Annotated in this window: 12 protein-coding genes; 5 read left to right on the plus strand and 7 right to left on the minus strand. The window is 70.8% G+C overall.

The window, feature by feature from the left end; genetic code table 11:
* Window positions 1-26: 26 nt before the first annotated feature.
* Window positions 27-521 (minus strand): response regulator, encoded by a 495-nt coding sequence (locus BG418_RS23300; protein ID WP_317453734.1) that lies wholly within the window; start codon window positions 519-521, stop codon window positions 27-29.
* 296 nt (window positions 522-817) lie between these two features.
* Here BG418_RS23300 and BG418_RS23305 point away from each other — a divergent pair, with 296 nt between their 5' ends.
* From BG418_RS23305 to BG418_RS23325, 5 genes are all read left to right on the plus strand, one after another.
* Window positions 818-1,600, plus strand: a complete 783-nt coding sequence (locus BG418_RS23305) for a uracil-DNA glycosylase (protein ID WP_188275915.1) — start codon at window positions 818-820, stop codon at window positions 1,598-1,600.
* A 157-nt stretch (window positions 1,601-1,757) separates the two neighbouring features.
* Window positions 1,758-2,312 carry a hypothetical protein gene (locus BG418_RS23310; protein ID WP_188275916.1) on the plus strand — a complete coding sequence of 185 codons (555 nt, stop codon included), beginning with the start codon at window positions 1,758-1,760 and terminating at the stop codon, window positions 2,310-2,312.
* A 150-nt stretch (window positions 2,313-2,462) separates the two neighbouring features.
* Window positions 2,463-3,389, plus strand: coding sequence for an NADP-dependent oxidoreductase (locus BG418_RS23315; RefSeq protein WP_188275917.1), 927 nt, complete (start codon window positions 2,463-2,465; stop codon window positions 3,387-3,389).
* Window positions 3,386-4,117: a GNAT family N-acetyltransferase gene (locus BG418_RS23320; protein ID WP_188275918.1), complete on the plus strand. Its 732-nt coding sequence runs from the start codon at window positions 3,386-3,388 to the stop codon at window positions 4,115-4,117. The genes BG418_RS23315 and BG418_RS23320 overlap by 4 nt, the downstream gene beginning before the upstream one ends.
* 115 nt (window positions 4,118-4,232) lie before the next feature.
* Window positions 4,233-4,670, plus strand: coding sequence for an STAS domain-containing protein (locus tag BG418_RS23325; protein WP_317453735.1), 438 nt, complete (start codon window positions 4,233-4,235; stop codon window positions 4,668-4,670).
* Here the strand turns inward: BG418_RS23325 and BG418_RS23330 are convergent.
* From BG418_RS23330 to BG418_RS23355, 6 genes are all read right to left on the minus strand, one after another.
* Window positions 4,633-7,677, minus strand: a complete 3,045-nt coding sequence (locus BG418_RS23330; RefSeq protein ID WP_188275919.1) for a glycoside hydrolase family 38 C-terminal domain-containing protein — start codon at window positions 7,675-7,677, stop codon at window positions 4,633-4,635. The genes BG418_RS23325 and BG418_RS23330 overlap by 38 nt on opposite strands.
* Window positions 7,678-7,750: 73 nt before the next feature.
* Window positions 7,751-9,775 carry an endo-beta-N-acetylglucosaminidase gene (locus BG418_RS23335; protein WP_188275920.1) on the minus strand — a complete coding sequence of 675 codons (2,025 nt, stop codon included), beginning with the start codon at window positions 9,773-9,775 and terminating at the stop codon, window positions 7,751-7,753.
* A gap of 115 nt (window positions 9,776-9,890) precedes the next feature.
* Window positions 9,891-11,141 (minus strand): glycosyl hydrolase, encoded by a 1,251-nt coding sequence (locus BG418_RS23340; protein WP_188275921.1) that lies wholly within the window; start codon window positions 11,139-11,141, stop codon window positions 9,891-9,893.
* 46 nt (window positions 11,142-11,187) lie between these two features.
* Window positions 11,188-12,084, minus strand: a complete 897-nt coding sequence (locus tag BG418_RS23345) for a carbohydrate ABC transporter permease (RefSeq protein WP_188275922.1) — start codon at window positions 12,082-12,084, stop codon at window positions 11,188-11,190.
* Complete coding sequence (locus BG418_RS23350; protein ID WP_188275923.1) at window positions 12,081-13,052, minus strand: carbohydrate ABC transporter permease; 972 nt, start codon at window positions 13,050-13,052, stop codon at window positions 12,081-12,083. The genes BG418_RS23345 and BG418_RS23350 overlap by 4 nt, the downstream gene beginning before the upstream one ends.
* A gap of 7 nt (window positions 13,053-13,059) precedes the next feature.
* Window positions 13,060-14,346, minus strand: a complete 1,287-nt coding sequence (locus BG418_RS23355; RefSeq protein ID WP_188275924.1) for a sugar ABC transporter substrate-binding protein — start codon at window positions 14,344-14,346, stop codon at window positions 13,060-13,062.
* Window positions 14,347-14,355: the final 9 nt, after the last annotated feature.

The raw sequence follows: 14,355 nt of genomic DNA on the forward strand, positions 1-14,355 counted from the left end.
GGACGATCGGTCTCGTCCACCACCCGTCAGCCGATGTCGGCGCGCTGGGGCCCGCGATGCGGATGCTGCGGCGGGACCGTGGGGATCTCGGCCCGGGGCGCGCTCAGGGCGTCGACACGGCGGCGCAGGATCTGGTTCTCCACATAGAGATCGGCGAGCACGCGGACCTTGGACCGCACCGCCCACGGGTCGACCGGCTTCACCAGAAAGTCCGCGACGCCCAGGCGGTACGCGCGGGCCGCGAGGTCGTCGTCGCGGCCGATCCCTGTCACCAGGATGACCGGAAGAGAACGGGTGTGATCGAGCCGCTTAAGGTATTCGACCACTTCGAGGCCGTCCATGTGCGGCATCAGCACATCGAGCAGGATCACGGCGACACCGCCGCGCAGCACGGTCTTCAGGGCCTCGTCGCCGTTGCGCGCGCAGATCACCGGTCGGCCGACGGGACGTAACACACTCTCCATCGCGAAGAGGTTGTCCTCGCGGTCGTCCACCACAAGGATCTTCCACGTACTGTCCACGCCCCAACCACACTCCCCTGCAGCCGGACTTTCACAGTAGTGCGACCGGAGGCGGAGCGGCAGGAGGCCAGGGGTACCTGCCAACGGCATCTGCACCCCCGCCCGATGGCCCCCGGGGGCCTGTCGGCGGTCGTCTACGGGCGTCCGCCAGCGCAAACGGAAGCTCCGGGCGCGGTCCTTCGTATTCCGGGGCCCGATCCGTTCGAATTAATTAGGCCGGTTGTCACTCCCCATTTTGGCTCTTCTGCGCTCCCGGTGGACCGGCGCGGCCGACCCGCCCCGCATAGCGTGGGGGCATGGACAAGGCCCCGAAGGCCGCGGGCGCGTCGGCGCGCGTGGACGATCCCGCGTTTCCCGCGCACCGGGCGCCGCGCTGCCGCAGCCTCGACGAGCTCGACGCCCAGGTGATCCACTGCCGGGCCTGCCCGAGGCTGGTGGCCTGGCGCGAGGAGGTCGCCGCCACCAAGCGCGCGGCGTTCCGGGACTGGGAGTACTGGGGGCGGCCGGTACCTGGCTTCGGCCCGCCGGACGCGGCCGTCGCGGTCGTGGGCCTGGCCCCGGCCGCGCACGGCGGCAACCGGACCGGCCGGATGTTCACCGGGGACGCGTCCGGCGACAGCCTCTTCGCCGCGCTGCACGCCGTGGGCCTCGCCTCGCAGGCCGAGTCGATCGATGCCGACGACGGGCTCACGCTGCGCGGCGTACGGCTCGCGGCGCCCGTGCACTGCGCGCCGCCGGACAACAAGCCGACCCCCGAGGAGCGCGACACCTGCCGCCCGTGGCTGGCGGCCGAACTGGAGCTGCTGAGCCCGACGTTGCGTACGGTCGTGGTGCTCGGCGCGTTCGGCTGGCAGGCGCTGTTCCCGGTGCTGAGCGCGGCGGGCTGGGAGGTCCCGCGCCCCCGGCCGAAGTTCGGGCACGCGGTGCGGGTGACGCTGCCCGGCACGGACGAGGGCCGCAACACCCTGAACGTACTGGGCTGTTACCACCCGAGCCGGCACAACACCAACACGGGACGGCTGACGTTCCCGATGCTCGTCGACGTGTTCCGGGAGGCGGCGCGGCTGTCGGACCTGTGACGTCTCTGGCTGCCCTTTTTGGTTGAACATCGACCGGAATTCTGACGCTAAGTGACCGTTTCCGGGCCGGATTTCCCCGTCGGATCGCATCCCGCACCGTGCGGGTGTGTCATGGAAGGGTTGGGCAAAAGGGGCGGGAGCGACGAAAGGAGCCGGTATGGGTACCGGACGGATACGTCGAGCGGCCGCCACGACCCTGCTGTCGTGCGGCCTGGCGATAGGCGGTCTCGCCACCACGGCAGCGGCCGCCCCGGCGCACGACGGGGGCGACGGTCACGACCGCGATCACGGCACCCAGTGGGCATGGAGCGCCAGCGGCTGGGTGTGGAGCAACCAGGACAACGGCAGGAGCTGGGACAACCACGACGGCGGACAGGACTGGGGTGGCCACGACCACGGTGGCGACGGACGCCATGACGACGGACGCCACGATGATCGTCGGCATGACGACGGCCGTCGCGATGACGGCCGACATGACGACGGACGCGTGTTCGGCACGGTGACCTCCCGTATCGAGCTGAACGTCCGCGACAACCCGAGCCTGAACGCCGACGTCGGCGTCGCCCTCAGCCCGGGCAGCACGGACCGGATCGCGTGCAAGACACATGGTTCGAATGTCAACGGAACCTCCACCTGGTACTGGCTGACCGGCGCCCAGGGCTGGGCCACGGCGGCGTTCTTCCAGGCCAACGGGGACGTACCGAACTGCTGAGCGCCCCCTTTGCGGGGACACAGGGCCCGGAGGCGACTCCGGGCCCTGTCGCGCGCCGCCCCTTCATTGCCGTCACGTGAACAGCGGACGCGGTCGGGAATAGCGACACCGGATTCGACCTTGGAGCTGCTGAGAGCGAGGAGACGGCAGATGCCCAAGGCGTACGCGTACACCCGGAACGGTGGGCCCGAGACGGAGGCCTTCATCGAGCGGGACCGGCCCGAGCCCGGCCCCGGCCAGCTGCTGGTCGCGGTCCGCGCGGCCGGGGTGAACCCGGTCGACTGGAAGCTGCGCAACGGTTTCCGCAGGCCAGGGGCGCCGGAAACGCCGCTGCCCGCCGTGTTCGGCAGTGAGATAGCCGGTGAGGTCGTGGCGCTGGGGCCGGATGTCACGGGCTTCGCGGTCGGGGACGCCGTCTTCGGCAACCCGGTCGGCGGCGGTTACGCGGAGTACGCACTGCTGCCCGCGTCCATAGCCGCGCACAAGCCCGAGGCGCTGTCCTTCGCCGATGCGGCGACGCTGCCGGTGGCCGCCGCGACAGCCTACGACGGGCTGCGCCAGCTGGCGCTGCCGGCCGGGGCGACGGTGCTGATCACGGGCGTCGGCGGCGGTGTGGGCGTGGCCGCGGCCCAGATCGCCCGCGCCTTCGGGCTGCGGGTCGTGGGCACGGCGAGCGAGGGCAAGAAGGACTTCGTGGAGGCGCTGGGCGCGATCCACGTCCCCTCGGCCGGTGGCGCTCTCGCCGACCGCATCCGGGCAGCGGCTCCCGGCGGCGCTGTGGACGCGGTCTTCGACCTGGTCGGCGGCGAGGTGCTGGCGGAGGTGGCCGAGCTCGTCGAGGACCGTACGAAGCTGATCACGGCCGCCGACCCGCCGGCGGCGCTCAAGCTCGGCGGCTCGCCGGTCCAGCGCGCGCGCACCTCGGAGGTCCTGGACGAGGTGGCGAAGCTCGTGCTCAGCGGGGCGCTGCGGCCCCACGTCACGGCCGCCTTCCCGCTCCAGCGCGCGGCCGACGCACTGCGGACGGTCGAGGAAGGCCACGCGCGCGGCAAGGTCGTGATCGAGGTGGGCCAGTGAACGAGTTCACCCCGCACCCCCTCGACAACCCCGCGCGCTCCTCGCTGACCGGGCCGCACGCGCACTTCGCCGAGCGCTTCGGGCGGGTGCTGCGGTATCCGCCCGAGGTGACGCCGTGGCTGGCGATCTCGGATGAGCCCGGCCCCGAGGACTGGGCCGATCTGGCCGCGCTGGCCGGGCCCGGCGGGGAGGTTCCGCTGCTGGGAATGACCCATCAGCCGCCGCCCGGCTGGGAGTTGACGTTCGAGGCGGACGGCGTCCAGCTCGTCGACGACGGGGTGCCCGCCGCGCCCTTCGAGGAGGCGGTCGTGCTCGGCACGGCCGATGTGCCCGAGATGCTGGAGCTGGTGGAGCGGACGCAGCCGGGCCCGTTCCTGCCGCGCACCATCGAGCTCGGCACCTATCTCGGCGTCCGCAGGGACGGCGCCCTGGTCGCGATGGCCGGGGAGCGGCTGCACCCGCCGGGCTGGACGGAGATCAGCGCGGTCTGCACCGATGACGCGTACCGCGGCCAGGGCCTGGGCACCAAGCTCGTCCTCGCGGTCGCCGCGAACATCCGGTCCCGGGGCGAGCGCCCCTTCCTGCACACCGGCGCGCGCAACACCACCGCGATCCGGCTGTACGAGTCGCTCGGGTTCCGGCTGCGCCGCACCACCCGGTTCATGTCGGCCCGGGTTCCGGAGAACGTACTGGCAACCACGACCGGGCTAGTTCACTCGATCGAGTGATGAAACGGTCGTGTGAATTGTTTCTGCAACTTCTGGGCTCCGCCGAACCCTTAGCGTGCTCCTTGGCCTCCCCAGCCCCCGGTCGCCATATCGCCACGTATGAGGGGGGAATGACGTGCGCTCCGACGAACACATCGACAAAGGTGTACGGGACATCCTGCCTACGCCCAGAGGCCGTATCGGACAACCGCTGATGCGTGTGCGCACCCTGCGCGGGGTCACCGTCGCCGAGCTGCGCGGCGAGATCGACATCCACGCGGTGCAGACGCTCCAGCCGCGCCTGGACGTCCTCACGTCGAGCGATCGGCCCGCGCTCGCGGTCGACCTGTCCCGCATCGAGTTCCTGGACTGCTCGGGCCTGGCGCTGCTGGTGCGCAGCCGTCGCCGGGCCGCCGAGCGCGGCGGTTTATGGGCGCTGGCCTGCGACCATCCGCTCACCCTGCGGATCCTGCGGATCACCTCCCTGCTGAGCACCCTGGGGCCTGCTCCCACGCTGGAGCAGGCCCTGGAGTCGTTCAGCCCCGCGAAGCGGACCGTGTCCACCGCAGAGTGACGAGCTCGAACGGTCGCAGGCTCAACTCGACCGACCCATCGGCCAGTTCGGGCTGATCACCCTCGCCCAGCGGCCGCTCCAGCAGGTCGGTCGCGACCACCGCGTCCGCCGCGAAGCCCGCGGTGAGCCTGGCGCGGGCCCGGCCGCCATGTGATTCGTAGAGGCGGACGACCACATCACCGCTCGCGTCGTCCGCCAGCTTCACCGCGCTGACGACCACCGCGTCGTTGTCGACGGACACCAGCGGCGCCACCTCGCCCCCGCCCGCGACCCGCCGCTCCGGCAGATTGACGCGATAGCCCTCGCGCACCGCGTCCCCGATCGTGGCGCCCGGCACGAGCGCGTGCCGGAAGCGGTGGACGCCCTGGTCGGTCTCCGGGTCGGGGAAGCGTGGGGCGCGCAGCAGCGAGACCCGGACCGTGGTGGTCGTGCCCCGGTCCCCCGCCTCGCGGACCGTACGGGTCACGTCGTGCCCGTACGTCGAGTCGTTGACCAGTGCCACACCCCAGCCGGGCTCCTCCAGATGCACGAACCGGTGGTTGCACGCCTCGAACTTGGCCGCCTCCCAACTGGTGTTGGTGTGGGTGGGCCGGTGGAAGTGGCCGAACTGGGTCTCCGAGGCGTAGCGCTCGGCGTGGATGTCCAGCGGGAACGCGGCCTTGAGGAACTTCTCCGTCTCGTGCCAGTCGACCTCGGTGTCGATGTCGAGCCGCTTGGCGTCCGGGGCGAGGCCGAGCAGCTGGGTGACCTTGGAGTCGCCGAAGGTGCGCACGATCCGGACGGCGGCCACGCCCGCGTCCTCCACCGCGACGAGCTGATCGACGGCCGTCAGATCGGTCACCGTATTGCGGTAGAACGCGTCCACGTCCCACGCGTCCCACATGTTCGGGAAGTCCGGGTGGATCTGGAGCAGATTCGCGGCCTGGCCGGGCGCGACCGTCTCGCGCGCGGCGGCGATGTCGTACGCGGAGACCACCAGGCCACGGCCGTCGATCTCCACCCGCAGCAGCCCGTCGTCGAGCACGAAGCCGCCGCCCTCGCGCGGAGCCGCCCGGCTCACTCCCGTGCGGACGGGCTCGGCCGCCGCGCCCGCCGCCACCGAGGCGCGCACGTGCGGCGCGGAGTTGAAGACGAGCGTGCGGCCGGGCGCGGGCTCTCCGGCGAGCACCCGCTGCGATCCGTCGATGATCGTGTTCAGCTCCTCGGCGACCGCCGCGTACGTCCGCTCCGCCTCGCGGTGCACCCAGGCGATGGAGGAGCCGGGCAGGATGTCGTGGAACTGGTGGAGGAGGACCGTCTTCCAGATGCGGTCCAACTGCTCGTACGGATAAGGGAATCCGGCCCGCACGGCCGCCGTCGCGGCCCACAGCTCGGCCTCGCGCAGCAGGTGCTCGCTGCGCCGGTTGCCCTGCTTGGTCTTCGCCTGGCTGGTCAGCGTCGCGCGGTGCAGCTCCAGATAGAGCTCGCCGACCCACACCGGCGCGTTCGGATACTCCGCCTGCGCCTTGGCGAAGAACTCGGCCGGGCTCTCCCATTCAACGGTCGCCGAGCCGTCCAGGTTCCGCAGCCGGGCCGCCTTCGCGACCATCTCCCGGGTGGTGCCGCCGCCCCCGTCGCCCCAGCCGGTCGGCGCCAGCGAGTGCCGGGCGGCGCCCTTGTCCTTGAAGTTCCGGGCCGCGTGGGCGATCTCGCTGCCCTTCATCGAGCAGTTGTAGGTGTCGACGGGCGGGAAGTGCGTGAAGATCCGGGTGCCGTCGATGCCCTCCCACTGGAAGGTGTGGTGCGGGAACTTGTTCGTCTGCGACCAGGAGATCTTCTGGGTGAGCAGCCACTTGGCGCCCGCCGCCTTGATGATCTGCGGCAGCCCGGCCGCGAACCCGAAGGTGTCCGGCAGCCACGCCTCGTCGTTCTCGATGCCGAACTCGTCCAGGAAGAACCGCTTGCCGTGGACGAACTGCCGCGCCATCGCCTCCGAGCCCGGCATGTTGGTGTCCGACTCCACCCACATCCCACCGGCGGGAACGAACCGCCCCTCGGAGACGGCCTTCTTCACGCGCGCGTAGACCTCGGGCCGGTGTTCCTTGATCCAGGCGAACTGCTGCGCCTGCGACATGGTGAAGACGAAGTCCGGCTCGTCCTCCAGGAGCGCGGTCATGTTCGACGTCGTACGGGCCACCTTGCGCACGGTCTCGCGCAGCGGCCACAGCCACGCCGAGTCGATGTGGGCGTGGCCGACCGCGCTGATGCGGTGGGCGGTCGGGCCTGCGGGCACGGCGAGGACATCGGCGAGCTCGGCGCGGGCCGCGTCCGCGCTCGCGTTGACGTCCTGGAGGTCCACCACGTCCAGCGCGCGGCCGACGGCCCGCAGGATGTCCCAGCGCCGGGCGCCCTCGACGGGCAGCTCGTGCATCAGCTCGCCGAGCACTTCCAGGTCGAGGACGAGCTGCCAGACGCTCTCGTCGAAGACGGCGAGGTCCATCCTGGCCAGCCGGTACTGCGGCTCGCTGCCCGCCGTCTCCTTGTCGCCGAGCGCGGTCGGCACGAAGGGGTGGTAGTCGAGGATGACCGGGTTGGACGCGGCCTCGATGTGCAGCCGCACCTCCTCGCCGCCCGCGACCGGAGCACCGATACGCACCCACTGGTTGCGCGGGTTGAGGCCCTTCACCGGGGTGCCGTCCGGCCGGTAGACCAAGCCCTCGCACTGGAAGCCGGGCATGTTCTCGTCGAAGCCTAGGTCGAGGATCGCCTCCACGGTCCTCCCGGCCCACTCCTGCGGAACGGTCCCGGTCACCCGGAACCAGCTGGTCCCCCAGGGCGCGCCCCACGCGTCCCCGACCGCGATCGGTTCGGGGACGCCGGCCAGCCCCTCGGCGACCGGCACGGGCTCGCCCGGCGCATGCCAGACCGCCACCTGGAGCGGTACGGATTCGGGATACACGGCGGGGCGGATGCGCTCGTCGAGGACACGCTTGAGGCGGGCTTCGACCAGATTGCGGTCGTCATGCATGAGGGTCTGCTCCGTTGGGTCGAGGGTCGAGCGGGGTGCAGATGCGGATGCGAGGGAGTGCTGACTGCCGGTGCTACCAGGGATGGACGACGGAGACGGGTGCGGACGCCGTGTAGAGCTCGCCGACGGCCCGTATCTCGAACCGGGCCGACCGCTCCGCTCCTTGCGGTGTCACACCGGGAACGAAGAAGGCGGTGCCGCACGTTCCCCCTACGAAGCGGCGACTTTTGTCGGGCAGGACGCGATGCAGCTCGTAGTGGCGCACGGCTGCGGGCGCACGGTCCCACGCGAAGCGCAGCGAGGTGCCCGCGGCTCCGGTCGCGGAATCGGTGATGCGCGCTCGGGCGGGCGCGGCCGGCGGCGTGGCGGCGCCGTCGCGCACGGCGAGCGCTCCGAGCCGCCACTTCACGCTGCCCTGCGCGGTCAGCCGCACACCGAGTGAACGGGCCGTTCCGGAGAGGGAGTTGAGGCGCAGGGTCGAGGTGGTCCAGCCGCTCCTGCCCGCGTGCAGGGTGCCCGCCGGGAGGTAGGTGTACGGGACGGGATCGCCCGGCCGGGCGGGCTGGCGCAGGGCGATCGCGAGCTCGACCTTGACCGTGCCCTCGTCGGCCCGGTGGGTGAGCTCGACGACCGTGGACTTCGACAGGGACAGCCGGGTCGCGTACAGCTCGACGGTGGCCGGGGCGTCGAAGTCGCCGTCGACCAGGAGGCTGGATCCGCCGCGCCAGGCGTCGGCGAAGTCGAAGGCGACGGCGGGCCGCCGACCGCCGGTGCGCACGACCCAGCGCCGACCGGGAAGGCGGTCCTGGAGGCCGAGATGGTTCCACTCGGCGGTCGAGGTGACCCGGCCGCCCTCGTACCAGCGCAGCCCGTGCCCGGTGTTGAAAGAGGTGGCGAACGGCAGCCGGTCGACCGTGGCCCGGTCGGCCACCACCGTCGCGGGGGCGCGCCAGCCGTCCGTGTCGGGCTGCGACGGATCGAGTGAACGCCCGGTCCAGAACCGGTCGTCGGCCGCGTGGAACTGCGCCGGGGTGCGGCCCGCGGGCAGCTGGTTGCGGGTCCACTCGGGCCGGTAGAGGCCATACGACACGATGTGCGAGCGGTCCCTGGGGACGATGGCGTCCCAGTCCACCGAGGTGTTCCACCCGTTGGCCTCGACGTCGACGCCCGCCCACAGCTCGTAACGACTGCGACCGAGCCGTCCCGCGAGGTCGCCCGAGGACGCGAGTGTGGCGCGCGACCAGCGGAAGTCCACGAACATCGAGTCGGCGCTCGCGAAGAACTCCTTGTTCTCGTCGTCCAGTTGCCCCTGCCAGCCGACATCGCCACCGGTCGTCATCGCGTCGTACCAGGTGACCCGCAGCCCGGCCGCCTTCGCGTGCGCCGTGAGATCCCGTACGAACGCGAGCATGTCGGCGCCGAGCGCCGCGTCGCCGCCGTCGGTCTCGGCGTTGAGGAACCACCCGTCGAAGCCGTACGCGACGGCGACCTCGACCAGCTTGGCGGCCAGCGGAAACCGCCCCAGCGAGTCGCGCCGCACCAGATCGCGGGTCCATCGCAGCTCACCGCCCCAGGCGGTCGGCGGCAGAAAGACCGTACCGAGAACGGGCACACCGTTGCGGTGAGCGGCGTCCACGATCGGCGCGTTGGGCGCCAGGATCAGCCCCTCCCCCGCCGAACCGCCCCAGAAGACCAGCTCATCGAGGTACGCCCAGTGAGTGAGCGCGTAGTAATCAGCGGTGGCCGCACCCTGCGACGGGTTGCCCGCCGTGTGGTCGAAGGACACCAACGACTGGATACGGGCCTGGCCACGGCGGGCGGTCCGGTTCACCGGGACGGGGGTGAACCGCGCGGCGAGCGGCACGGAGGCACGGTTGAAGGCAAGGTCCCTGTCGTCCTCGACCCGCCACTCTTTCAGGCTCCGCCAGGTGATGCCAGGCCCGGGCGAACCGGAGGGGAGGGAGTCGGGATACCAGTAGGAGGCGTAGGGCTGAAGGTCGGTGGGCGCAGCGCGGGCGGCGGAGGCGGGAAGGACGACGGCGGCGGCCGTCCCCGCCCCGGCGAGAACGACGGCCCGACGGGTTGGGTGCTGCTTCATGGCGATCTCCGTTTCGGCTCGACCTATCGAAGTGGGGCAACGAACCAGGGGCGCGGGGAACTGCGCGACCAGCCACGCACGATCCGCAGACGAACATCCGAACCCGCCGAGCGCTTCAGCTCACCGCCTCGGGGAAAACGACCTCCCCAATCCCCCGAGACGCCAAGTACGACTCGTCCTCCACGCGACCAGCGAGAACAACAGCAGGCCGCACCCCATCGGCCACAAGCCGAGCGAACGCCTCAAAAACGGACCCCCCGGGCGCACACACAGACCGCCGAGGCGCACCAACCTCGTCCCCCACGTCAACAACAAGCGCGGTCGTACGGGGCGCGGGCGCATGCACCCGCCCCCGCCACTCCCCAGCGAGCCGCGCCACCACCGACCCCGCCGGTTTGACCGCCCCGCCACTGGTCAACAGCCCCAGGCTGTACTCCAGTTCAGGAAAATCCGCGAGCGACCGGTCCACGTCATGGGAGCACCACCATGTGACGCCCCACAGATCCGCGCAGTCCAGCGCGTTCACCACGGTCGCCTCGGTGAACGCGGCCGCGTGCTCGGCCGGGATCAGCGGCGCGGGCGCGCCTACCTCCTGGAGCCACACCGGCCGACGCGGGTCGTCGGCCCACGCCTTCGACAGCTCGACGAGATACGCGGCGTGGTGCTCGGTCGCGACACCCGTACGGCCGTGCGCCTGGGCGGTGCCGTTGAACACCCACGAGTGCACGGCGGTCATCGCACCGAGCCGTGCCGCGTGCGCGGGGGTGAACGGCTGGTCGTCCTGGTACCAGGACGCGTCGTACTCGGCGTGCACATGGGGCCGACCGGGCGCGCCCTCCTCGCACGCCCCGAGCAGCCGCCGCAGCCACGCCTCGGCCTGGCCGGAGGTGATGCGGTCGGGGTCGGGGTGCGGCCCGGCAGCGAACTGGTTGACCTCGTTCCCCAGCGTCATCCCGATGAAGTTGGGCCGGTCGGCGAGCGCGGCGGCGAGCGTACGCAGATACGCGGCCTGCCCCTCGATCACCTCGGGGTCGGTGAAGAGGTTGCGCCGGTGCCAGGTCTGCGTCCACGCGGGCAGGAAGTCGAAGCTCGACAGATGGCCCTGGATCCCGTCGACGTTGACGTCGAGGCCGCGCTCGGCCGCCGCGTCCGCGAGCGCGACCAGCTGCTCGACCGCGCGCGGCCGGATCAGCGTGCGGTTGGGCTGGAAGTAGGGCCACACCGGGAAGACCCGGATGTGGTCGAGGCCGAGCGCCGCGATCGCGTCGAGGTCGGCGCGGACCGCGTCGAGGTCGAAGTCGAGCCAGTGGTGGAACCACCCCTGGCCGGGCGTGTAGTTGGCGCCGAAGCGCACGGCAGAAGGCATGCGGTTCCGTTCTGTGGGCGTGCGGTGGGACGTGGCGCGGGGGTGCTCAGCCCTTGACGGCGCCCTCGCCGACACCGCGGAAGAAGTAACGCTGCAGGGCGGCGAAGAGCACGATGAGCGGGGCCACCGCGATGACGGTGCCCGCCGCGACGAGCCGTTCGTCGTTGGCGAAGGTGCCGTGCAGATAGTTCAGACCGATGGTCAGGGTGAAGCGGTCGGGGTCGCTGAGGACGATGAGCGGCCACAGGAAGTCGTCCCAGGCGCCCATGAAGGCGAAGATGGCGACCACGGCGAGGGTGCCCTTGACCGCGGGCAGCGCGATCAGCAGATACCGCTGCCAGGCGTTGGCGCCGTCGACGTACGCCGCCTCCTCCACCTCGTACGGCAGGTTGAGGAAGGCGTTGCGCATCAGCAGGACGTTCATGGCGCCGATGGAGCCCGGCAGCAGCACCGCGATCAGGGTGTTGTTGAGGCCGAGGTCCCGCATGGTGGTGAACTGGGCGATGATGATGCCCTCCACGGGGACCAGCATCGCCAGGATGAAGGCGAGGGTGGCCGCGCGGCGGCCCCGGAAGCGCATCCTCGCCAGCGCGTATCCGGCGAGCGAGGCGCCGACGCAGTTGGTGACCACGTTGGCCGAGGCGACCTTCAGCGAGTTCAGCGCATAGTCCCAGACGGGGATGGTGTCGGCCACGCGCGCGTAGTTGTGGAGAGTGGGCTGCTGGGGCAGGAACCTCGGCGGGGAGCTGAAGATGTCCTCGTGCGGACCCTTGAGCGAGGTGGACAGCTGCCACAGGAACGGGCCCACGGTGAGCGCGAGGACCGCGAGGAGCAGGACGTAACGCACTACGAGCTGCCAGACGGGGATCCGCCGTCCCTCGGCGTCGGTGACACCCCTGCGCGGCGCCCTGGTCCGGGTCCCGGTGTCGGTAGAAGTGCTCACGCCCCCTCCTTCCGGTCCGCGCGCAGCACGAGCAGCATCAGGACGACGGTGACGACGAAGACGACGACGGAGATGGCCGAGGCGTAGCCGACCCGGCCGGTGAGGCCGGTGCCGACGCGCTGGACCAGCATCACCAGGGTGGTGTCCTCGCCCGCCGGTCCGCCGGGGGGACCGGCGATCAGATAGACCTCGGAGAACACCTTGAAGGCGGAGACCGAGGAGAGCGCGGCGACCAGGACCATGGTCGAGCGGACGGCCGGCACGGTGACGGTGAAGAACCGGCGTACGGCCCCGGCCCCGTCGACGGCGGCGGCCTCGTGCAGCTCGCGCGGCACATTGGCCAGCGCGGCCAAGTAAATGATCATGTAGTAGCCGAGGCCCTTCCAGACCGTGACGGCCATCGCGCTGCACAGCAGCAGCCACTGGTCGCTGAGGAAGCCGACCTTGCCGACGCCCACCGCCTCCAGGACCGAGTTGATCAGCCCCCGGTCGTCCAGCATCCACACCCAGATCAGGCCGACCACCACGATGGACGCCACGACCGGGGTGAAGAACGCCGCCCGGAAGAAGGTGATCCCGGGGATGTGCCGCTGGACGAGCAGCGCCAGGAGCAGCGGCAGCACGACGAGGGCCGGGACGACACCGAGGACGTACAGCGTGCTGTTGCGCAGCCCGGTCCAGAACATGTCGTCGTGCCACAGCTCGCGGAAGTTGGCGAGGCCGACGTAGTGGCCGGGCACCAGGGTGCGGCGGTCGGTGAAGGCGTTGGCCACGGTGCTGACGAACGGGTACAGGCTGAACACGCCGACGATCACGAGGCCGGGCGCCGCGAACAGCCAGGGGCTGGACGGGAGATGGCGCCGGATGGAGCGGCCGGGCCGACGGGCGCCGGAGCGGGGCGCGAGGGCCGCCGGGCCCGCCACGAGCGGGCCGGACGGGTTCGCCTCGGAGGCGGTGGGACTCTTCATGGACGGCTCAGCTCTGCTTCAGCAGCCGGTCGCAGGCCTTGACAGCGTTGTCAAGCGCTTCTTTGGGGCTCTCCTTGCCCTGGAGCGCCTTGGCCACCTCGTTGCGCAGCGCGGTTTTCATCTGGTCGCTGAACAGCACCGGCGTGTAATTGACCGCCGTCTTCAGGGACTTGGCTGCGGCGATCCGCACCCGCGTCTCGTCGGTGCCGTCCTCCTTGGTGAAGTACGGGTCGTCGAGCGAGCCCGCGGTGCTGGGGAAGATGGCGACCTTCTTGGCGAACTCCATCTGACGGGTCGCGTCGGTGACGAAGTGGGCGAAGGCGACGGCGGCGGGCTTCTGCTTGCTCTTGGCGTTGACCATGACGCCCATGACATACATGTTGGCCTTGCCGGTGCTGCTGATCTGGTCGGTGATCCCGATGTTCTTGTAGAGCGTCGGGGCCTGCTTCTTGAAGTTGGCGAGGTCGAGCGCGCTGCCCGGGTTCAGGGCGACCGACTCGGTGAGGAACTTGTGCCCGGCCGACTCGGGAGTCGCGGTCAGCGCCTGCGAATCGAGCGCCTTGGCGTCGTACAACTCCTTGTAGTGCGCGAGGAGTTCGACTCCCTTGGCGTCGTTGAACGCGAAGCCGTCGCCCGTCTTGTTCATCAGCTCGACGCCGTAGCGGCCGAAGTCCTCGATGGTCGGGACATTGGCGAAGGTGGCGATCTTGCCGTTGCTCTGCTGCGCCATCCTCATCCCCGCCGCGAAGACCTCGTCGTACGTCTTCGGCGGCTTGTCGGCGTCCAGACCGGCGTCCTTGAAGAGCCGCTTGTTGTAGAAGAGCGGGCCGGTGTTCAGATACCAGGGGAAGGCGTACGTGCCCTGCAGACCGGGCACCTGGTGGCTCTGCCAGGCGCCGGGCAGATACTCCTTGCGGTAGTCGGCGGCGGCCTTGTCGAGGTCGAGCGCGAGCCCTGCCTTGGCCAGCGGGGCGACCAGGTCCGGCGAGACGTTGACGACATCGGGCAGCGTGCCGCCGGCCGCGTCGGCGCTGATCTTGTCGGGGTAGCCCTCCGCGGGCCGGTCGACCCACTTGACCTCGGTGCCGGGGTACTTCTTCTCGAAGTCCGCGATCACGCCGTTGAAGTAGTCCTTGAAGTTGGCCTGGAGGTTCCAGGTCTGGAAGGTGATCTTCCCTTCGACCTTGCCGGACGCGTCGGACGAACCGGAGTCGGAGTCGCTGGAGCAGGCGCTCAGCGGCAGGACGGTGGCGAGGACGGCGGCAGCGGCGAGTGCCCTGCGGGAGATGCGCACGGTGTACGG

Source organism: Streptomyces sp. CBMA152 (assembly GCF_014596475.1).
Taxonomy (GTDB): domain Bacteria; phylum Actinomycetota; class Actinomycetes; order Streptomycetales; family Streptomycetaceae; genus Streptomyces.

Coding starts and splice junctions, on each gene's coding strand:
- BG418_RS23330 (WP_188275919.1), bottom strand. CDS start 7,677: ATGCATGACGACCGCAATCTGGTCGAAGCCCGCCTCAAGCGTGTCCTC.
- BG418_RS23310 (WP_188275916.1), top strand. CDS start 1,758: ATGGGTACCGGACGGATACGTCGAGCGGCCGCCACGACCCTGCTGTCG.
- BG418_RS23350 (WP_188275923.1), bottom strand. CDS start 13,052: ATGAAGAGTCCCACCGCCTCCGAGGCGAACCCGTCCGGCCCGCTCGTG.
- BG418_RS23340 (WP_188275921.1), bottom strand. CDS start 11,141: ATGCCTTCTGCCGTGCGCTTCGGCGCCAACTACACGCCCGGCCAGGGG.
- BG418_RS23315 (WP_188275917.1), top strand. CDS start 2,463: ATGCCCAAGGCGTACGCGTACACCCGGAACGGTGGGCCCGAGACGGAG.
- BG418_RS23305 (WP_188275915.1), top strand. CDS start 818: ATGGACAAGGCCCCGAAGGCCGCGGGCGCGTCGGCGCGCGTGGACGAT.
- BG418_RS23335 (WP_188275920.1), bottom strand. CDS start 9,775: ATGAAGCAGCACCCAACCCGTCGGGCCGTCGTTCTCGCCGGGGCGGGG.